Source organism: Flavobacterium ardleyense, assembly GCF_033547075.1.
In the GTDB taxonomy this organism is placed as follows: Bacteria; Bacteroidota; Bacteroidia; order Flavobacteriales; family Flavobacteriaceae; genus Flavobacterium; species Flavobacterium ardleyense_A.
Genome location: NZ_CP137891.1, coordinates 93,008 through 111,303, shown reverse-complemented (window position 1 = coordinate 111,303; position 18,296 = coordinate 93,008). Strand labels below are relative to the sequence as shown.

Genomic DNA, 18,296 nt, shown 5'->3' with positions numbered 1-18,296 from the left:
AGAATTGGCTTTATACTAAAAAAGCTATAAATAAATATTATGCCAATAATTGAATTTAAAATGCCCAAGATGGGCGAAAGTATTTCAGAAGCAACGGTCATAAATTGGCTCAAGGAAGTTGGCGATTACGTTGATGCCGAAGAGACAATTGTAGAAGTTGCAACTGATAAAGTTGATAGCGAAGTACAGTCGAATATCAGTGGTGTTATTACCGAAATCCTAGTTCAAAAGGACGAAGTAGTGGCTGTAGGAACAGTCTTGGCTCGAATCGATCAATCTGCAAGCGGAGACAATTTAGCGAAAGCGAAAAAAACCGAAGCCAAGGTCGAGAAAGATGCTCCGAAACAAGCAGTAAAGTCGAATGCTTCAACTCAAGAAGTTGTTCAGAATGCAGCGCCTTTAAAATCAAATCCAGAGGCATTTTTATCTCCTTTGATTATCAGCATAGCACAAAAGGAAAATCTTTCATTAGAAGAAGTTCAGAGCATTGAAGGAACAGGAGCTGAAGGACGAATTCGCAAAAGCGATGTTTTTAATTATTTAAAAAATAGAAAATATCCATTGCAGAGATTGCAAGTTGCAGCTGTGGCGCCACAAGCTACAAGTCCTGCACTGTCTTATCCGAAGCCAGTTATCAATTTTGTAGAGGGCAAAGATTCGATTGTAGAAATGGACAGAATGAGATCGATGATTGCTGATCATATGGTTTATTCTAAGCACACTTCGCCCCACGTGACCGCGTACATGGAAGTTGATGTTACCGATCTTGTAAATTGGAGAAATTCAATTAAGAATGATTTTCAAGCAAAGCACAATCAGAAATTGACATTTACACCGCTTTTTGTTGATGCTGTTGCAAAAGCCATAAACGATTTTCCGTTGATTAATACTTCGGTAGATGGGAAGAAAATTATCGTTCATAAAGATATAAATGTTGGTATGGCGACTGCTTTGCCAACTGGAAATTTAATCGTTCCTGTAGTTCATAATGCGAATACTAAAACGCTTGCAGAATTGGCAGCGACCGTAAATCACCTAGCAGAAAGTTCTCGAACTAATAAGCTAAAACCAGATGAAGTAAAGGGAAGTACTTTCACTATTTCGAATGTGGGAACTTTCGGAAGCTTGATGGGAACGCCAATTATCAATCAGCCAGAAGCAGCAATATTAGCTTTTGGAATTATTAAAAAGAGACCAGAAGTTATTCAAGGGAAAAACGGAGACGAAATCGCAATCAGAAGTATGATGTTTTTATCACTTTCTTTTGATCACCGAATAGTTGATGGATTTTTAGGAGGATCTTTCCTGAGAAGAGTTGGAGATTATCTAGAAAAATTCGACACAACAAACGCACTTTAAAATAAAATTAAAAACATATACAGAATGGCTTATTCAATAAAAAAGACAATTACAGAAAAATCAGCGGTAGGAGAAGTGGATTTTGACAACCTTTCGATGGGAAAAAGATATACGGATCATATGTTTGTTGCAGATTATGAAAATGGAGAATGGAAAAATCTTCGAATTGAACCTCTAGCGCCAATCGCTACACATCCAGCAACAATGGCCTTGCACTACGGTCAGGCGATTTTTGAAGGTATGAAAGCAACAATTGGAAAAGACGGGAAAGCAGTTATTTTCCGCCCAGAGCAAAATGCAAAACGTTTTAATTTAAGCGCGCAAAGAATTGGAATGCCTACGGTTTCAGAAGATTTATTTGTTCAAGCGTTGAAAGAATTTGTAGCGATCGAAAATGAATGGGTTCCTAAAGCTGAAGGATCTGCTTTGTATTTAAGACCATTTATGTATGCTGACGAGCATTTTATTGGAATGAGAGCAGCGACAAATTATAAATTTATAATTATTGCATCTCCTGCTGGAAAATACTTCAGCAAGCCAATTAAACTTTATGCTGAAACAAAATATGTTCGTGCCGTAAATGGTGGAACAGGAGAAGCGAAAGTTGCCGGAAATTATGCAGCAGCGATCTTGCCAACTGAACTAGCTAAGAAAAAAGGATATGACCAGGTTTTATGGTTAGATCCACATAATTTTGAATATGTTCAGGAAGCAGGAACAATGAATATCTTTTTCAAAATCGCAGGTAAATTTATCACTCCAGATCTTAACGGATCAATCTTAGCTGGAATCACTCGTTTAAGTTGTATCGAGCTTTTGAGAGACAAAGGTTATGAAGTTGAAGAAAGACCAATCAGTATTTCTGAAATTATGGAAGCTTCGGAAAATGGAACTTTAGAGGAAGCTTTTGGAGCAGGTACTGCGGTTGGAATTGCACTAGTTTCAGAAATTGGTTATAAAGACAAAACAATCAAATTTCCAGCAGAAAATCCAGTTGCAACGGATGTAAATAATACGATGAACGCAATTAAAATGGGAACTGCAGAAGATAAATTCGGTTGGATGGTTGCTGCAGAGTAATCATTTTAATCAAAGCACTTATTAGTGACTAAATTGTCACAGTTTTAATAGAAGAAATATTTTATTAGATGACCAAAATAACAAAATCCGTTTACGAAAAAGCATTTGCTACAATGGCTACAGCCAAAGCAATGACCGAATTGTATGAGGAGAATTTTAAAATAGTTTCCAAATATGTGCACGCCACATCTAGGGGACACGAGGCGATTCAGATCGCGGTTGCGATGCAATTATTACCACAAGATTATGCATTTCCGTATTATCGCGATGATGCAATGATGCTGGGAATCGGAATGCAACCGTACGATTTGATGCTGCAATTAATGGCGAAGAAAGACGATCCTTTTTCTGGAGGAAGAACTTATTATTGCCATCCAAGTTTAAAAGATGATGACAAGCCAAAAATTCCACATCAGTCCTCAGCAACTGGAATGCAGGCAATTCCTGCAACTGGAGCGGCGATGGGATTTTGGTATAGAGAGCAAACGGGAATTGATGATAAATCTTTATCTGAAAAGCCACTTGTGGTCTGTTCACTTGGAGACGCATCAGTTACCGAAGGAGAAGTTGCCGAAGCTTTCCAAATGGCTGCTTTAAAGCAATTGCCGATACTATATCTTATTCAAGATAACGGTTGGGATATTTCTGCAAATGCTGCCGAAACAAGAGCTCAAGATGCTTATCAATATAGCAAAGGTTTTCACGGATTAGAAGCGTTTACGATTGACGGAGCAAACTTTGAAGAAAGCTACGCGACTGTTCAGAAAGCGATAAAAATTATTCGTGAAGAGCGCAGACCAGTTTTGCTTCACGCAAAAGTGCCATTGCTAAATCACCATACTTCTGGAGTTCGAATGGAATGGTACCGCGATGATCTTGAAGAAGCAAAAACTAGAGATCCTTATCCCGTTTTGATCAATCAGCTTAAAGCTGCAGGAGCGACTGACGAAGAAATAGATTCGATCGAAGCAAAAGCAAAGAAAACAGTTGCAAAAGACTATTTGAAAGCATTAGATGCTGAAGATCCAGAACCTTCGGATCTGTTTACAAATGATTTTGCGCCAACGCCAATTACCGAAGAAAAAGGAGAACGCAATCCGCAGCGCGACGAGAAAGTTGTGATGGTTGATTGTGCACTCTTCGCGGTTGAAGAAATTATGCGCGAGCATCCCGAAAGTCTTTTGTACGGTCAGGATGTTGGAGGTAGACTTGGTGGAGTTTTCCGCGAAGCCGCTACTTTGGCACAGAAATTTGGAGATCAGAGAGTTTTTAATACACCAATCCAAGAAGCGTTTATCGTTGGTTCAACGGTTGGAATGTCTGCGGTTGGTTTAAAGCCAATTGTTGAGGTTCAGTTTGCCGATTATATCTGGCCAGCGCTGAATCAATTATTTACAGAAGTCAGCAGATCTTGCTATCTTTCTAATGGGAAGTGGCCAGTGAGTATGGTGCTTCGGGTGCCGATTGGAGCTTATGGTTCTGGTGGTCCGTATCATTCATCTTCTGTAGAAAGTGTGCTTACAAATATCCGAGGAATCAAGATTGCCTATCCAAGTAATGGTGCAGACTTGAAAGGATTGCTCAAAGCAGCCTATTACGACCCGAATCCCGTGGTTATCCTCGAACATAAGGGTCTTTATTGGTCTAAAGTAAAAGGAACGGATATGGCGCGTTGTAATGAGCCGAGTGAAGATTATGTTCTGCCTTTCGGCAAAAGTAATATAGTGCAAGAAATTTGGCCGAGCGATACAGTTGAAACGTTAACCATTATCACCTACGGAATGGGAGTTCATTGGGCTCTTAATGCTTCGGCTGATATGAAAGAATCGGTAGAAATTATAGATTTAAGAACTTTGGCACCACTTGACGAAGAAGGAATTTTGACTTCTGTTCGAAAAAGTAAAAAGTGTCTTGTCGTTACAGAAGAACCAACAAATAATAGTTTCGCAAGAAGTCTTGCCGGTATGATTCAAGAAAAATGTTTCAAATATCTTGATGCTCCAGTAATGGTAATTGGTTCTGAAAATATGCCAGCAATTCCTTTGAATAGCATTTTGGAACAAACAATGATTCCAAATGTTGATAAAGTAAGAGCAAAGATTGAAGAGTTGATGAATTATTAAAACTATTTCAATATTATTATACTAAGCCGTTTCAATTTTGAAGCGGCTTTTTTTTATGAATTTGTTTGTGAGTATTATTAAACAATTTTGTTGTGTGAGCAAAATGAGTTTTTTTTACCGCAAAGTTCGCAAAGGGAAGACGCAAAGGTTAGTGGAACTTTTGATTTAAACTAAGATTGACTTTGATGGCCGGCACGGATTGCTCTCGAGGAGCTAGCCCTAATGAACAAGTAAATCCGCGCTATCAGAGGTAAAAGATTTGATGATTAACATTACAAACAAATCCACACGCCTGTCATTTCGACGAAGGAGACTCGAGCAAAGCGAACAGGCGAAGCAAATCACATAATAAAGGACTTAAGTTCAACTTTATCACTTTAATTTAAATTTCTTATTTTTGAGGTATATACTTTGTAAAATGGATATTCAAGCAGAAAAAATACAATTGGCAAAATTACTTCTAGCAACTGACAATCCTGAGATTCTTGCATCTATTAAGATGATTTTCAAACAGGATATAGCAGATGATTTTTGGAATGAGCTATCTCTTAAACAGCAAAATGAAATTGATACAGCTTTGCTGGAAATTAAAAATGGAGAAGTTAGTGACTACGATTTATTTATGCAAAATCACAGATAATGCAGCGAAAGGTCGTACTATCAAAAACGGCAAAAAAAAAGTTAGATGCTCTTTTTGTGTATTTGATTGAGGAATGGTCACTTCAGGTAAAAGATAATTTAGTAAAGAAAATCGACCGCTGCATTGATATAATAAAAGAACAGCCTGAGGTTTTTCCCGAATCTACAATAAGAAAAGGATTAAGAAAATGCGTCGTGACTAAGCAGACTACACTATTCTATAAAGCAGATTCTAAAACTATAACGATCGTGACAATCTTTGACACTAGATCAAATCCCGATAAACTATTTAAAGATCTTGAGAATATTTAAAGCACCTATCTCCTAACACTCTTCTCAACTTTCATTTCATTAGCAAAAATCTCCCCAACCGCTTGCTTGTACTTAAAAGAATTTGTGGCTTTTTTGATCGCTTTATAGGTTTTATGAGGATTGGAAGTAGTTTCCGAAAAGTACTCCCAAAAGCCAAGCATCTTCATTTGAATTGGCGTTGGTCCGCTTAAATATTCGTCGTATTGCTGATAAATAGTATCGTGAAAATCAGAAAAAATAGACCAGCGGTTCTCAGGATATTCAGTCGTGTTATTTTTTATCATGCTTGGCAAGAAAGGATCTGCAATAATACCGCGTCCTATCATAAAGTGGTCAATTGATGGAAATCTCTCTTCAATTTTTTTAAATGCCGCTACACTCGTTATATCACCGTTATAATATAATTTATGTTTTGTTCCGCTTAAACATTTTTCAAATGCATCCAAATCTACTGGACCTTTATAAAGTTGTTTTCCAATTCGGGCGTGAATTGCGATATTCTTTAAGGGATATTTATCTAAAATTGGAAATGTATCTAGAATTTCTGAAGCATTATCATAGCCCATTCTCATTTTCATCGAAACCAAAATATCAGTTTCGTTATGAGCTCTATCCAAAATTTCATTGATTTTTGGCGTATTGCATATTAATCCAGAGCCCATTCCAGATTTGGCTACCATCGGATAAGGGCATCCTAAATTCCAATTCAGTTCTTTATATCCTAAACTCTGAACATATTTTGCCACAAACAAAAACTCTTCCCCATCGTTGGTGATAATTTGCGGTATAACTTCAAGGGTAGTGTTATTTTCTGGCAAAATGTCATTCTCATACGATTGCTTAATTTTCAACTTTCCGTTTAGTCGAATATAGGGAGAATAGAAAGTGTCGATCCCACCGAAGTAATGATTGAAAGCATTTCTGAATCTGAAATCCGTAAAGCCTTGTAAAGGAGAGGAAAGTAGGGTATAAGAGCCATAGTCTGAATTAGATTGCAAAGATAGAAAGTCTTGGTATCTGTTTGCTATAAATCAGACGAATTCTGAAGTACGTAATTAGAATCTGAAAACAGGAACTTTTTTTTCAAATTTAGAAGAAAGCTTAATTAGAGAAAATTTATAAATTGAAACAGTTAGTTTAACGACTGAATTCTTTAGGGAATTATTTGATTAGTGCAATAAACCAACATTCTTTAAAATTTTCAGCAAAGAGTTTTTAGAAACATTTTCGATTTCGCTTTTATCGAAGATATGGATTAGATAAATTTCTTTATCTACTGAAAGATAGAAATAAATGACTCTAGCTCCAGAGGATTTTCCTTTATTCTTACTTTCTATTGCAAATCTAACCTTAAAAAGATTGTTACCCAAAGGTGTTCCAATCAAGTAATCATTTTCAAGCTTATTTATGAGCTTAGACAAGTCATCTTTTAGAGATGGATACTTTTTATAAAGTTGTTTGAAAAATTTCCTGAAATCGGGAGTAATAATTACATCATAACTCATTCAAAAAATCTTTAGCAGACTCTTTAGGAAGCGTTCCACTTATAATTTCTTGAACCTGATTTAGGCTACTTTGCAATTCTTCGTAAAAATAAATGGAATCTCCTTTAGCAGTAACTTCAAAATCAATCTTGATTTTTTTTGCAAAAGCTTTTAGCGCATCTATTTGCTCATTAGTAGTTGGATGTGCAATAAATAATTTATCAGTCGCCATAACAATAGATTTAAGTACTAAATGTAAACAAAAATGCCAACTCAAAGCTGGCATTTTTAATATTTATTTCTTCTGTGGTGGATATTGCGAAAGGATTTTTGCAACAAATTCCTGAATACGTTTTTCTTTGTCTCCAGTATTTTGAGTCAAAACTCCTGTTCCTTCTCCTTGCCAAATCAATTCTTTTTTCTTCGCATCAATTAAGTCGATATACAATGTTCCTTCAGTTGATGTGCTAACGTAAGATTGCGCTCCGTACATCCAAGGATTGTAGCCAAAACCGTAGCCATATCCAAAACCGATTCCGCTATTGTAATTATTTACATTAACTTGTTCGCTCGATTTTGTAAAAATATTTACAAGAACATCAGGCGTCTCACTTTTAGTAAAACCTTTAGCGGTCATTTCTTGCTCGATGGCACGTAAAATCCTTTTCTTGTCAAGATCTGATATTTCTACTTTATCAATTCCTGCTTTGAAGAATGCGAATGATTTATAATTTGTAAAATCTACATTTTTATCAAAATCTTGTGCAACTCTTACAGAGCTACAAGATCCCAAAATAAAGAGTAGAAGTAGTGGTAGTAGTTTGAAAGTCTTCATAATGCATTTCATTTTTTAATTGTTTCGTGTCTTTTTTTCTTTAAAACTCTTGATGATTGCCAAAATACTCAAAACGATTGATAGTGAAAGAGCCACAATTTGCACATAGTAATTGGTTGTAAAAATTCCAACTGGAAGTAACAAGCCACCCATCACAAAAAGAGAAATACTATTAATCTTCTTCATATTTAAAATTTCAATATAGATTCGTCTACAAGATTTGGAATAGTAACTTTAAGTAGCGGCTCAGATTCCATTGCGCGTTTTATGGCAAAAATAGCTTCATCATTTCGAGCCCAAGAACGACGGGAAATTCCGTTGTTTACATCCCAGAACAGCATAGACCTCAATCGTTTATCTGCTTCGTCAGAACCATCAAGAACCATACCGAAACCACCGTTAATTACCTCTCCCCAGCCTACGCCACCACCATTGTGAATAGAAACCCACGTTGCGCCGCGGAAACTATCTCCAATTACGTTTTGGATAGCCATATCTGCGGTAAAACGAGATCCATCATAAATGTTTGAAGTCTCTCTAAAAGGAGAGTCAGTACCCGAAACATCGTGGTGATCACGACCTAATACAACAGTTCCTAGTTTGCCTTCGCCAATTGCTTTGTTGAAAGCTGCAGCAATTTTTACACGACCATCAGAATCAGCGTAAAGAATTCTAGCTTGAGATCCAACCACCATTTTATTCTCTTCGGCGCTTTTGATCCACTTGATATTGTCCTCCATTTGCTGCTGAATCTCCGCTGGAGCAGTCGCAGCCATTTCTTCCAAAACTTCCCTAGCAATCTTATCTGTAAGTGCAAGATCACTTGGTTTTCCTGATGCACAAACCCATCTAAAGGGTCCGAATCCATAATCGAAACACATTGGTCCTAAAATATCCTGAACGTAACTAGGATATTTAAAATCAATTCCATTTTCAGCCATTATATCAGCGCCTGCACGAGAACATTCTAATAGGAAAGCATTTCCGTAATCAAAGAAATAAGTTCCTTTTGCCGTGTGTTTATTCACCGCATCTGCGTGGCGTCTTAATGTTTTCTGAACTTCAATTTTGAATTGCTCAGGATTTTCTGCCATCATTTGTTTAGCATCTTCAAAGCTAATGTCAATTGGGTAATAACCTCCCGCCCAAGGATTGTGAAGTGAAGTCTGATCACTTCCTAAATCTATAAATATATTGGCTTCATCAAGCTTTTCCCAAACAGATACGATATTTCCAAGGAAAGCGATTGATACAACTTCTTTATTTTCTTTTGCTTTTTTGATTCGCGCAACCAAGGCATCCAAATCGTCAATAACTTCGTCCACCCAACCTTGTTCGTGTCTTGTAGCAACTGCTTTTGGATTTACTTCGGCACAAACCGTAATACAGCCCGCGATATTTCCTGCCTTTGGTTGAGCACCGCTCATTCCGCCAAGTCCAGCGGTAAGGAAAAGTTTTCCAGCTAAATCTTCGCCGTTTTTAGCAATTTTTCTTCCAGCATTCAAAACTGTGATTGTCGTTCCGTGTACGATTCCTTGAGGGCCAATGTACATAAAACTTCCAGCGGTCATTTGACCATATTGAGTTACACCAAGTGCGTTGAATTTTTCCCAATCGTCCGGTTGAGAGTAATTTGGAATCATCATTCCGTTTGTTACCACAACTCTCGGCGCATTTTTGTGAGAAGGATACAATCCCATTGGGTGACCAGAATACATCGTGAGCGTTTGCTCATCGGTCATTTCTGATAAATATTTCATGGTTAAAAGATACTGAGCCCAGTTTTGAAAAACAGCTCCGTTTCCACCGTAAGTAATCAATTCGTGTGGATGTTGTGCAACCGCGTAATCAAGATTATTCTGAATCATTAGCATAATTGCTTTTGCTTGTTCAGATTTTCCAGGATACTCTTCAATTGGTCTTGCGTACATTTTGTAATCTGGTCGAAGTCTGTACATATAGATTCGGCCGTAAGTATTTAGTTCATTCAGGAATTCAACTGCTAATTCTGCGTGCTCTTTTGGTTCAAAATATCTGAGTGCATTTTTAACTGCTAATTTTTTTTCGTCCGGAGATAAAATATCTTTTCGCTTTGGAGCGTGATTTACCGTAGTGTCGTATGCCTGCGGTTGTGGTAAAACCGATGGAATTCCTTGTTGAATCTGTTCTTTAAAAGTCATTATCAAGTTTCGTTATGTTGTTTTGTACGTGGTAATTTTATGCGTTAGGGATGTTGCAATTTGTTTGAGCTCCTTTCTGTGAAACAGAAAGAGCGAGTTGCAACAGCCCGACCGCATTTTTCATGCGGGAACGCCCAAATTCTATTTATTATTTTTATTCAAATCGTTCAAACCTGTCTTTTTATTAAAGCCGTAAGGACAATGTCTACAGCCGTTTTTGCAGCAATAGCCGCGCTTGAGATGATGAGCTTCCGTAAAACATTTGTAACCTTCGGGCGTTAAATAATAATCTGCTTCGGGCGCAATTTTTTTTTCTTTATCTTGCTTGTCCATAACGACAAAGTTATAAAACTTAAGAGAATGTTGATACTTCAAAGCCGATATTTAATACCTAAGGGTTTTAATGGGATGACGATTTTTCCGTTTGTGATAATTTCGACTCAGGCAGATATGTCCGATGAGGTTTTGATAAATCATGAAAAGATACATTTGAAGCAGCAATTGGAAGTCGCAATTTTACCATTTTTTGTAATTTATTTTTTTGAGTATTTAGTGCGGTTGATTCAATATCGAAATCGTAGAGATGCATACCACAATATTAGTTTTGAAAGAGAAGCTTACGCGAATGAAGGAAATTTAGAATATTTGAAAAAACGGAAGTTTTGGTCATTTCTAAAATATTTATAGGCTTTAAAAATTATTTTTCTTTCAAGCTTCCGCTAAATTACGAACAGCTAAGTAGAGCTGCAGTTAATTTTGATCTAATAGAATCGTAGAGAATTTATTAAAGTACGCTTCCGCGAAATTTATAAATACATTACGATCATTAAATTGGATTTTTTTTCCATTTTTGAAGTATATACAATTCAGAAATCGTGACAATAAGCAATGTGCTGGTTAATAAACCTTAGATTTGCAGAAATCACTGCATTTTTAATGAATCAAAAAATCCCTATTTCTTTTCCTAATAATATTACCGTCGAAATAAAGCGTGAAGATTTGCTACATCCGTTTATTTCTGGAAATAAATTTAGAAAACTTAAATACAATATTCTTGAAGCTCAAAATTTAGAAAAGAAGACACTTCTTACTTTCGGTGGTGCCTTTTCCAATCATATTGCTGCAGTTGCGGCGGCAGGCGAGAAGTATGGTATTGAAACAATTGGTATTATTCGTGGAGAGGAATTAATTAAGAAAATTGATGCAAATCCAACTTTGACTTTTGCGCAAAATTGCGGAATGAAATTCGAATTTTGGACTCGCGAGCTATATCGGCAGAAAGATAGTCAGGATGTTCTTAAAAAACTTTACGAAAAGTACCCATCTGCATATATTTTGCCGGAAGGCGGTACAAATCAGTTAGCTATAAAAGGTTGTGAGGAAATCCTCAGCCGAGAAGATGCAAAATTTGATTATATTTGTTGCGCAGTGGGCACAGGCGGTACAATTTCGGGCTTGATTAATAGTAGTTTTTCAGATCAAAAAGTTTTAGGATTTCCTGTAGTGCGAGATCTGGATCTTGGAGAGATTGTTGCTGAAGCGACAAATAATAGGAGATGGAATTTGATTTGCGAGTACCATTTTGGCGGTTATGCTAAAATAAATGCCGAATTAGTTCACTTTATCAACGATTTTAAAAATAAAACTAAAATTCAATTAGACCCTGTTTATACTGCAAAGATGGTTTTTGGCGTTGTAGATCTTATTAATAAGAATTACTTCGAATCAAATTCTAGAATTTTGCTTATTCACACTGGAGGTCTGCAAGGTATTTCTGGAATGAATAATTTTTTAAGAAACAAACAACTCCCTATAATTCAATATAATGACTAGAACTATTTTTATTTTACTGTTCAGTATGCTTTTATTTAGCTGCGGCGCGAGTAAGTCTAAGAAAAAATCTTCATCCAAAAAGCACAAAACAACAAAAACGGTCACACGAAAACCTGCAGTTAGAAAACCTACAGCAGTGGTGTCCAAACCCACCACTACAACTTCTCCTTCAACTCCCGAAGTATTAACGGCAACCTCAAATGTAAGAGTAACTACCGAGATTGTGAATTCCTATATTTCTACTTATAGAGGAATCGCGCAAAGCAATATGCGCGAATACGGAATCCCGGCAAGTATAATTATAGCACAAGGAATTTTAGAGTCGGGATCCGGCACAGGAACGTTGTGCACAAATGCTAATAATCATTTTGGAATAAAATGCCATACCGGATGGGAAGGACCAAGTGTGAAGCATGACGATGATAGCGAGCAAGAATGCTTTAGAAAATATAATCATCCAGCAGAATCATATCGCGATCACGCTCTATTTTTGACTGGTCGTGCAAGATATAATTCACTTTTCTCATTAAAGAAAGATGATTATAAAGCTTGGGCAAGAGGATTAAAAAACGCTGGTTATGCTACAGATCCAAAATATCCAGACAAGTTAATTAGCTTGATTGAACGTTACAGGCTTGATAGATATGATGCAGAAGTTATGGATAGCAAATATAATCCAAATGACTACGCTAGTAACGACGATAGTTATTACGAAGTTCAAAAAGGTGACACTTTGTATTCTATTTCAAAAAAATTTAATATTAGTATCGAAAGTCTTCGTATTAAGAATAAAATTATAGACAATGCCATTTCTATTGGCCAATCATTAAAGATAAAATAAATAAAGATGTTGTATAAGAGAAGCAGCGAATTATTTGCTGATGCAGAAACTGTAATTCCAGGAGGAGTAAATTCGCCTGTAAGAGCTTTTAAAGCCGTTGGTGGAACGCCAATTTTTATTAAAAATGCAAAAGGAGCCTATCTTTTTGACGAGGATGGAAATAAATATATCGATTATATAAATTCTTGGGGACCGATGATTTTAGGTCATGCGTACGATCCTGTTGTAAATGCTATAACCGAGCGTGCTAAGTTGGGCACTTCTTTTGGAGCACCTACTGAATTAGAAACTGAAATTGCAAAACTGGCAGTTTCTATGGTTCCGAATATTGATAAAATTCGTTTTGTGAATTCAGGAACCGAAGCTTGTATGAGCGCGGTGAGACTTGCTAGAGGATTTACAAACAGAGATAAAATTATAAAGTTTGCCGGCTGTTATCACGGGCATTCTGATTCATTTCTGATTCAGGCGGGAAGTGGCGCGATTACTTTCGGTTCGCCAAATAGTCCGGGAGTAACAGCCGGAACTGCGAAAGATACGCTTTTGGCGAAATACAATGATTTAGACAATGTTGCGAGCTTGCTTAGCGCAAATAAAAATGAAGTAGCAGCCATTATCGTCGAGCCTGTTGCTGGAAACATGGGATGTATTCCGCCAGCAGAAGGATTTCTAGAAGGTTTAAGAGCTTTGTGTGATGAACACGGAGCAATGTTAATTTTTGATGAGGTAATGACCGGTTTTCGTCTTGCAAAAGGTGGTGTTCAAGAATTATACAATGTAAAAGCAGATATTGTAACTTTTGGAAAAGTAATTGGTGGAGGTCTTCCGGTTGGAGCATTTGCTGCTCGTGCAGAAATAATGAACTATCTAGCGCCACTAGGTCCTGTTTATCAAGCGGGCACATTATCAGGAAATCCACTAGCAATGGCAGCGGGACTTGAAATGTTGAAAGCACTGAACAACGATCCAGAGATTTACACTAGAATTAATGCTAAAACCGAGTATCTAGAAAATGGAATGCGTAAAGTTTTGGACAATTCGACTTTAGATTTTACGATTAATCGTAGAGGATCTATGATTTCGGTACATTTTGCTAAAGAAGCAGTCACAGACTTTGCAAGTTCGGTAGCAGGAGATAATAAAATTTTTAAGGCATTTTTTCATAGTCTGTTGCAAAGTGGAGTATACATAGCTCCATCAGCATACGAAACTTGGTTTATCACCGATGCTTTGACTTACGAAGATTTAGATCATACAATTTCGGCTGTGGCCAAATTTGCAGAGGATCAAAAATAAAGAGAGAGACGTAATACATAAGAATGGCGGTAAGGAAATTATATATAACTTCTTTACCGCCATTCTCTTGTAAAGGAATGTCCTAAATCTATCTTTCAGTTTAAGTAAATTACTTTTTAGCAGAAGTTATTCCAGTTAATTTATTCAAAAGGGCTGGATTTGTTTTTAGTTTTGCCATTTGCTCAGGCGTAAGGATTTCTGTTAAGCTTGTCATCATATAATCGCCCAATGCTGCTTTGCGAGCGTCCGAAAGATTTGGAACTTGGTACGCATCATGCTTTGTAGCAAAATACATTGCTAATTTGTCCTGCTGTCCTTCTTTAAGCTCCACAAATTCTGATAAATTTTTTGCGTCAGTTTTTCCAGCTTCTTTTGGGTTTTGTGTTTGTGCGTTTGCAGAAATAGAAACAACGAACATAAATGCTATAATAGAAAGTGCTTTTTTCATCTTAAAATATTGGTTTTCGGTAATTAATAAAATCAAAAATAATTTATTTTTACTGATAAACAAATTATTTTTAAAATTTTGTTAATAAATGAGCTACTTAAATATTATATTCACGTGAATATAGATAAAAAAAAAGCGGAGTCAATTCAATGTGAATGACTCCGCTTTTCTTTGAAATTTTTAGTAACTAATTTGCTAAAACTACGGTTTTACTATCTCCTTCAACTACTACTTTTACAACATTATTTTTGGTCAAAGCTTTCATCGCATTGTCCCATTTTTTACCGCTTAGACCTGCCTGATTCTTCAGTTCGGCAAGTGCAATTTCGGGAGTTTCTTTAAGAAAATTATAAATAACTTTTTCCTCTTCACTAAGATCAAGAGCTTTCTTTTCTGGTCTCATTTGCGGAAACAAAAGTACTTCTTGAATAGATGCATTATTAGTTAAATACATCATTAAGCGATCCATTCCAATTCCTAATCCTGATGTTGGCGGCATTCCGTATTCCAATGACCTCAAAAAGTCGAAATCAATGAATTCAGTTGCTTCATCATCACCATTTTGCGACAGCTTCAATTGATCTTCAAATCGTGCCCGTTGATCAATTGGGTCGTTAAGTTCAGAATAAGCGTTGGCAACTTCTTTACCGCAAACCATCAATTCAAATCGCTCTGTAAGCTCCGGATTGTCACGGTGAACTTTACATAAAGGGCTCATTTCTATAGGATAATCAGTAATAAATGTCGGCTGAATATAATTCCCTTCGCATTTTGCGCCAAAAATTTCATCAATCAACTTCCCTTTACCCATCGTATTATCAACGTCAATACCCATTCCTTTTGCAGCATCAAAAAGTTCTGATTCAGATTTTCCTGAAATATCAAAGCCAGTAAAATGTTTTATAGAATCGGTCATTGTAACTCGAGCATACGGAGCCTGAAAATTAATTTGATGTTCACCAAATGTTGCAGTGCTCTTGCCATTTACGGCAATTGCGCAATGCTCTAACAGATTTTCGGTAAATCGCATCATCCAATTGTAATCCTTGTATGCCACATAGATTTCCATCGCTGTAAATTCAGGATTATGCGTTCTGTCCATACCTTCATTTCTGAAGTTTTTCGAGAATTCATAAACGCCTTCAAATCCTCCAACGATCAATCTTTTTAGATACAATTCGTTTGCAATTCTCATATATAACGGAATGTCAAGCGAGTTGTGATGTGTCATAAATGGTCTTGCCGCAGCTCCACCAGGAATAGGTTGCAAGATTGGTGTTTCAACCTCCAAATAACCTTTAGCATTAAAAAACGAACGCATTGCATTAAACAATTTCGTGCGTTTTATAAAAGTTTCTTTTACGTGATCATTAACGATTAAATCTACATAACGACGACGGTATCTTTGCTCAGGATCTGAAAATGCATCGTGAATTTTACCATCCGCATCAGTTTTTACAATCGGAAGTGGTTTTAGAGCTTTTGCCAGAACAGTCAGTTCATACGCATGAATGGAAATTTCGCCCACCTGAGTTTTAAAAACTGTTCCACGAATTCCGATAAAATCTCCAATGTCCAAAAGTTTTCTAAAAACAGTATTGTACATCGTATTTTCGTCATCCTTGCTTACGTCATCGCGTGCAATATATACTTGAATTCTACCTTCAGAATCTTTTAATTCAGCAAACGAAGCTTTACCCATTATTCTGCGCGACATCATTCGGCCGGCAAGAATTACTTCTTTTCCCTCAAATTTGTCAAAGTTTTCTAGAATTTCAGTGCTGTAATTAGTGGTAGTGAATTCTGCTGCAGGATAAGGTTCTATTCCCAATTCGCGCATTTGCTGTAAAGCTTCTCTACGCAATATTTCTTGTTCTGATAATGCCATTGTCATATTTTAAGGCTGCAAAGATAGAAAATTAAAAAGTTTTAAAGAATCGGTTTTGCATATAGTGTATACGATATGATTTGAACTATAAATTTTTTGTTTTTACTCGAAATGTTCGCTCCCTTATTTTTCTCTTGGGCGTTGAGAGTCAAATTCTGTTGTTGATAAAGCGTTTTCTTCATCTAAATGATTGCTAGAAGATAGATTGCTTTAATTTGACTTATGCTCTGTTTGTTTTTACTCGAAAAGTTTGCTCCCTAATTTTTCACTTGCGTGTAAAGAGTGAAATTCGTTGTTGATAAGTCATTCGCTTTTTTTAAAATTGATTAGAAGGTAACTATTCTTCATTTGATCTATAATTTTATTGTTTTTGCTCGAAATGCTCACTCCCTAATTTTTACCTGAGCGTTAAGAGTCAAATTCTGTAGTTTATAATACGCTCTCTTTTGGTAAATAACTATCTGAATTGCGATGCCGCCTTTATTGATATCAGTACCTTTGCAACATTAATAATTTATAAGATGAACAAAATAGTATTGCTAGAGAATTTAGGTCTTGCAGACTACAAGGAAGTTTGGGATATTCAAGAAGAACGATTCAAAGATATTGTTGCCGTTAAAACTCGCAATCGAAAAGAAGAGACTTCGGATGCAACTCCCAATTATTTTTTATTTGTTGAACATCCTCACGTTTATACTTTAGGAAAGAGTGGCGATATTTCACATTTACTGCTTAGCGAAGAAAAACTTAAAGAAAAAGGTGCAACATTTTATAAAATTAATAGGGGAGGAGATATTACATATCATGGACCTGGGCAGATTGTAGGTTATCCAATTTTAGATCTTGATAATTTCTTTACCGATATTCATAAGTACTTGCGATTTCTGGAGGAGGTAATTATTTTAACCCTGTCTGACTTTGGCGTGACTTCAGAAAGGAGTCCAGGCGAAACTGGTGTTTGGCTTGAAGTTGGAACGCCCTTCGCGCGAAAAATTTGTGCAATGGGTGTACGTGCTTCGCGCTGGGTGACCATGCATGGTTTTGCATTAAATGTAAATGCCGATCTTGGTTATTTTGATAATATCGTTCCATGCGGAATTCGAGGAAAAGCAGTCACTTCTTTAAATGTGGAGTTAGGGGTAGAAACTGTCGATTTAGTAAAAGTTCGGGAGCGAATATTATTTCATTTTGAAAATGTCTTTGAAGCGCAAATTAAAAATCGCTTCTAATATAATTAAAGTTTTAACAATTGTTGCTTTTCAACGGAGGGCAATAATTTGAAGCTTTGACGATGGAATGGTGTATGTCCAAACTTACTGAGTGCATCACGATGTTTTTTTGTAGGATAACCTTTGTTATTATTCCAATCGTACATTGGGTATTCTAAATGCAACTTTTGCATAAGCTCATCTCTATAAGTTTTTGCCAAAATCGAAGCAGCAGCGATGCTTAAATATTTACTATCACCTTTCACAATGCAACTATAAGGAATATTTCCTACTGCTTTAAATCGGTTGCCATCAACTATTAGATATTCCGGGACAGGATTAAGATTTAAAACAGCATTCTGCATTGCCATTATCGAAGCATTTAAAATATTAATTTTATCTATTTCTAGATGGTCAACATGTACTACGGAGTAGCAAATTGCCTCAGCTTCTATTAATACTCGCAACTCATTCCGAATCTTTTTTGTTAGCTGTTTTGAGTCAGTAAGAAGCTCATTGCAAAATCCTGCCGGCAAAATAACAGCCGCAGCTGTAACAGGGCCTGCAAGGCAACCTCTTCCAGCCTCATCAGTACCTGCTTCAAGGATGATCTGACTATAATTAGAAAGTAGCATTATAACTTTTTGGCAAAAGTAGCTATCTTTTATTTAACGTTTTGAATTACTTCGCCTAAAATCATCGTATTAAAGTACTTAATAGTGCGCTTTATGGAGGCTTTAACACTAACTCTATGATATTATTAACGCATA

20 protein-coding genes are annotated in these 18,296 nt (G+C 36.4%); 10 read left to right on the top strand and 10 right to left on the bottom strand.

From position 1 onward, the window contains the following. Nucleotides 1-39: 39 nt before the first annotated feature. The 5 genes from SBO79_RS00440 to SBO79_RS00420 all read left to right on the top strand — a co-directional run bounded on the left by SBO79_RS00440 (nucleotide 40) and on the right by SBO79_RS00420 (nucleotide 5,513). Nucleotides 40-1,359, top strand: coding sequence for a dihydrolipoamide acetyltransferase family protein (locus SBO79_RS00440; protein WP_318641080.1), 1,320 nt, complete (start codon nucleotides 40-42; stop codon nucleotides 1,357-1,359). Nucleotides 1,360-1,383: 24 nt separating this feature from the next. Then, nucleotides 1,384-2,439 carry a branched-chain amino acid aminotransferase gene (locus tag SBO79_RS00435; protein ID WP_318641079.1) on the top strand — a complete coding sequence of 352 codons (1,056 nt, stop codon included), beginning with the start codon at nucleotides 1,384-1,386 and terminating at the stop codon, nucleotides 2,437-2,439. 68 nt (nucleotides 2,440-2,507) lie between these two features. Next, entirely contained in the window at nucleotides 2,508-4,562 is a 2,055-nt protein-coding gene (locus tag SBO79_RS00430) for an alpha-ketoacid dehydrogenase subunit alpha/beta (protein ID WP_318641078.1), read from the top strand. A gap of 418 nt (nucleotides 4,563-4,980) precedes the next feature. Then, on the top strand, nucleotides 4,981-5,202 hold the full coding sequence (locus SBO79_RS00425; RefSeq protein ID WP_318641077.1) for a hypothetical protein: 222 nt from the start codon (nucleotides 4,981-4,983) through the stop codon (nucleotides 5,200-5,202). Beyond that, nucleotides 5,202-5,513 carry a type II toxin-antitoxin system RelE/ParE family toxin gene (locus tag SBO79_RS00420; protein ID WP_318641076.1) on the top strand — a complete coding sequence of 104 codons (312 nt, stop codon included), beginning with the start codon at nucleotides 5,202-5,204 and terminating at the stop codon, nucleotides 5,511-5,513. Before SBO79_RS00425 ends, SBO79_RS00420 begins: the two co-directional genes overlap by 1 nt. Before the next feature lie 5 nt (nucleotides 5,514-5,518). Here SBO79_RS00420 and SBO79_RS00415 read toward each other — a convergent pair whose 3' ends face one another. The 7 genes from SBO79_RS00415 to SBO79_RS00385 all read right to left on the bottom strand — a co-directional run bounded on the left by SBO79_RS00415 (nucleotide 5,519) and on the right by SBO79_RS00385 (nucleotide 10,345). Further along, nucleotides 5,519-6,511 (bottom strand): tRNA dihydrouridine synthase, encoded by a 993-nt coding sequence (locus SBO79_RS00415; RefSeq protein WP_318641075.1) that lies wholly within the window; start codon nucleotides 6,509-6,511, stop codon nucleotides 5,519-5,521. Nucleotides 6,512-6,682: 171 nt separating this feature from the next. Next, nucleotides 6,683-7,018 carry a type II toxin-antitoxin system RelE/ParE family toxin gene (locus SBO79_RS00410; protein WP_318641074.1) on the bottom strand — a complete coding sequence of 112 codons (336 nt, stop codon included), beginning with the start codon at nucleotides 7,016-7,018 and terminating at the stop codon, nucleotides 6,683-6,685. Further along, nucleotides 7,008-7,229 (bottom strand): DUF2683 family protein, encoded by a 222-nt coding sequence (locus tag SBO79_RS00405; RefSeq protein WP_318641073.1) that lies wholly within the window; start codon nucleotides 7,227-7,229, stop codon nucleotides 7,008-7,010. The genes SBO79_RS00410 and SBO79_RS00405 overlap by 11 nt, the downstream gene beginning before the upstream one ends. A 63-nt stretch (nucleotides 7,230-7,292) precedes the next feature. Beyond that, nucleotides 7,293-7,832 carry a DUF4136 domain-containing protein gene (locus tag SBO79_RS00400; RefSeq protein WP_318641072.1) on the bottom strand — a complete coding sequence of 180 codons (540 nt, stop codon included), beginning with the start codon at nucleotides 7,830-7,832 and terminating at the stop codon, nucleotides 7,293-7,295. 15 nt (nucleotides 7,833-7,847) lie between these two features. After that, nucleotides 7,848-8,018 (bottom strand): hypothetical protein, encoded by a 171-nt coding sequence (locus tag SBO79_RS00395; protein ID WP_318641071.1) that lies wholly within the window; start codon nucleotides 8,016-8,018, stop codon nucleotides 7,848-7,850. 2 nt (nucleotides 8,019-8,020) lie between these two features. Continuing rightward, nucleotides 8,021-10,012, bottom strand: a complete 1,992-nt coding sequence (locus SBO79_RS00390) for a urocanate hydratase (protein ID WP_318641070.1) — start codon at nucleotides 10,010-10,012, stop codon at nucleotides 8,021-8,023. Nucleotides 10,013-10,153: 141 nt separating this feature from the next. After that, on the bottom strand, nucleotides 10,154-10,345 hold the full coding sequence (locus SBO79_RS00385; RefSeq protein WP_318641069.1) for a C1orf53 family protein: 192 nt from the start codon (nucleotides 10,343-10,345) through the stop codon (nucleotides 10,154-10,156). Nucleotides 10,346-10,372: 27 nt separating this feature from the next. Here SBO79_RS00385 and SBO79_RS00380 point away from each other — a divergent pair, with 27 nt between their 5' ends. The 4 genes from SBO79_RS00380 to hemL all read left to right on the top strand — a co-directional run bounded on the left by SBO79_RS00380 (nucleotide 10,373) and on the right by hemL (nucleotide 13,982). Next, a complete protein-coding gene (locus SBO79_RS00380) occupies nucleotides 10,373-10,699 on the top strand; it encodes a hypothetical protein (protein WP_318641068.1) in 327 nt (108 codons plus the stop codon). 249 nt (nucleotides 10,700-10,948) lie between these two features. Continuing rightward, nucleotides 10,949-11,845, top strand: coding sequence for a 1-aminocyclopropane-1-carboxylate deaminase/D-cysteine desulfhydrase (locus SBO79_RS00375; RefSeq protein WP_318641067.1), 897 nt, complete (start codon nucleotides 10,949-10,951; stop codon nucleotides 11,843-11,845). Further along, nucleotides 11,838-12,686, top strand: a complete 849-nt coding sequence (locus SBO79_RS00370; protein ID WP_318641066.1) for a glucosaminidase domain-containing protein — start codon at nucleotides 11,838-11,840, stop codon at nucleotides 12,684-12,686. Before SBO79_RS00375 ends, SBO79_RS00370 begins: the two co-directional genes overlap by 8 nt. A 6-nt stretch (nucleotides 12,687-12,692) precedes the next feature. After that, nucleotides 12,693-13,982 carry a glutamate-1-semialdehyde 2,1-aminomutase gene (gene hemL, locus SBO79_RS00365; protein ID WP_318641065.1) on the top strand — a complete coding sequence of 430 codons (1,290 nt, stop codon included), beginning with the start codon at nucleotides 12,693-12,695 and terminating at the stop codon, nucleotides 13,980-13,982. Nucleotides 13,983-14,091: 109 nt separating this feature from the next. Here hemL and SBO79_RS00360 read toward each other — a convergent pair whose 3' ends face one another. Both SBO79_RS00360 and lysS read right to left on the bottom strand, forming a co-directional pair. Then, entirely contained in the window at nucleotides 14,092-14,466 is a 375-nt protein-coding gene (locus tag SBO79_RS00360) for a hypothetical protein (protein WP_318641064.1), read from the bottom strand. Nucleotides 14,467-14,617: 151 nt separating this feature from the next. Next, complete coding sequence (lysS, locus tag SBO79_RS00355; protein WP_318641063.1) at nucleotides 14,618-16,318, bottom strand: lysine--tRNA ligase; 1,701 nt, start codon at nucleotides 16,316-16,318, stop codon at nucleotides 14,618-14,620. A gap of 521 nt (nucleotides 16,319-16,839) precedes the next feature. On the opposite strand from lysS, the gene lipB reads away from it, so the two are divergent. After that, complete coding sequence (lipB, locus tag SBO79_RS00350) at nucleotides 16,840-17,547, top strand: lipoyl(octanoyl) transferase LipB (protein ID WP_318641062.1); 708 nt, start codon at nucleotides 16,840-16,842, stop codon at nucleotides 17,545-17,547. Nucleotides 17,548-17,552: 5 nt separating this feature from the next. On the opposite strand, the gene SBO79_RS00345 is transcribed toward lipB, so the two are convergent. After that, the gene (locus SBO79_RS00345) at nucleotides 17,553-18,161 is read right to left on the bottom strand and encodes a ribonuclease HII (RefSeq protein ID WP_318641061.1); all 609 of its coding nucleotides are present in this window, start codon (nucleotides 18,159-18,161) and stop codon (nucleotides 17,553-17,555) included. Nucleotides 18,162-18,296 lie beyond the last annotated feature (135 nt).

Coding starts and splice junctions, on each gene's coding strand:
- SBO79_RS00440 (WP_318641080.1), top strand. CDS start 40: ATGCCAATAATTGAATTTAAAATGCCCAAGATGGGCGAAAGTATTTCA.
- SBO79_RS00435 (WP_318641079.1), top strand. CDS start 1,384: ATGGCTTATTCAATAAAAAAGACAATTACAGAAAAATCAGCGGTAGGA.
- SBO79_RS00430 (WP_318641078.1), top strand. CDS start 2,508: ATGACCAAAATAACAAAATCCGTTTACGAAAAAGCATTTGCTACAATG.
- SBO79_RS00425 (WP_318641077.1), top strand. CDS start 4,981: ATGGATATTCAAGCAGAAAAAATACAATTGGCAAAATTACTTCTAGCA.
- SBO79_RS00420 (WP_318641076.1), top strand. CDS start 5,202: ATGCAGCGAAAGGTCGTACTATCAAAAACGGCAAAAAAAAAGTTAGAT.
- SBO79_RS00410 (WP_318641074.1), bottom strand. CDS start 7,018: ATGAGTTATGATGTAATTATTACTCCCGATTTCAGGAAATTTTTCAAA.
- SBO79_RS00405 (WP_318641073.1), bottom strand. CDS start 7,229: ATGGCGACTGATAAATTATTTATTGCACATCCAACTACTAATGAGCAA.
- SBO79_RS00400 (WP_318641072.1), bottom strand. CDS start 7,832: ATGAAGACTTTCAAACTACTACCACTACTTCTACTCTTTATTTTGGGA.
- SBO79_RS00395 (WP_318641071.1), bottom strand. CDS start 8,018: ATGAAGAAGATTAATAGTATTTCTCTTTTTGTGATGGGTGGCTTGTTA.
- SBO79_RS00390 (WP_318641070.1), bottom strand. CDS start 10,012: ATGACTTTTAAAGAACAGATTCAACAAGGAATTCCATCGGTTTTACCA.
- SBO79_RS00385 (WP_318641069.1), bottom strand. CDS start 10,345: ATGGACAAGCAAGATAAAGAAAAAAAAATTGCGCCCGAAGCAGATTAT.
- SBO79_RS00380 (WP_318641068.1), top strand. CDS start 10,373: ATGTTGATACTTCAAAGCCGATATTTAATACCTAAGGGTTTTAATGGG.
- SBO79_RS00375 (WP_318641067.1), top strand. CDS start 10,949: ATGAATCAAAAAATCCCTATTTCTTTTCCTAATAATATTACCGTCGAA.
- SBO79_RS00370 (WP_318641066.1), top strand. CDS start 11,838: ATGACTAGAACTATTTTTATTTTACTGTTCAGTATGCTTTTATTTAGC.
- hemL (WP_318641065.1), top strand. CDS start 12,693: ATGTTGTATAAGAGAAGCAGCGAATTATTTGCTGATGCAGAAACTGTA.
- lysS (WP_318641063.1), bottom strand. CDS start 16,318: ATGGCATTATCAGAACAAGAAATATTGCGTAGAGAAGCTTTACAGCAA.
- lipB (WP_318641062.1), top strand. CDS start 16,840: ATGAACAAAATAGTATTGCTAGAGAATTTAGGTCTTGCAGACTACAAG.
- SBO79_RS00345 (WP_318641061.1), bottom strand. CDS start 18,161: ATGCTACTTTCTAATTATAGTCAGATCATCCTTGAAGCAGGTACTGAT.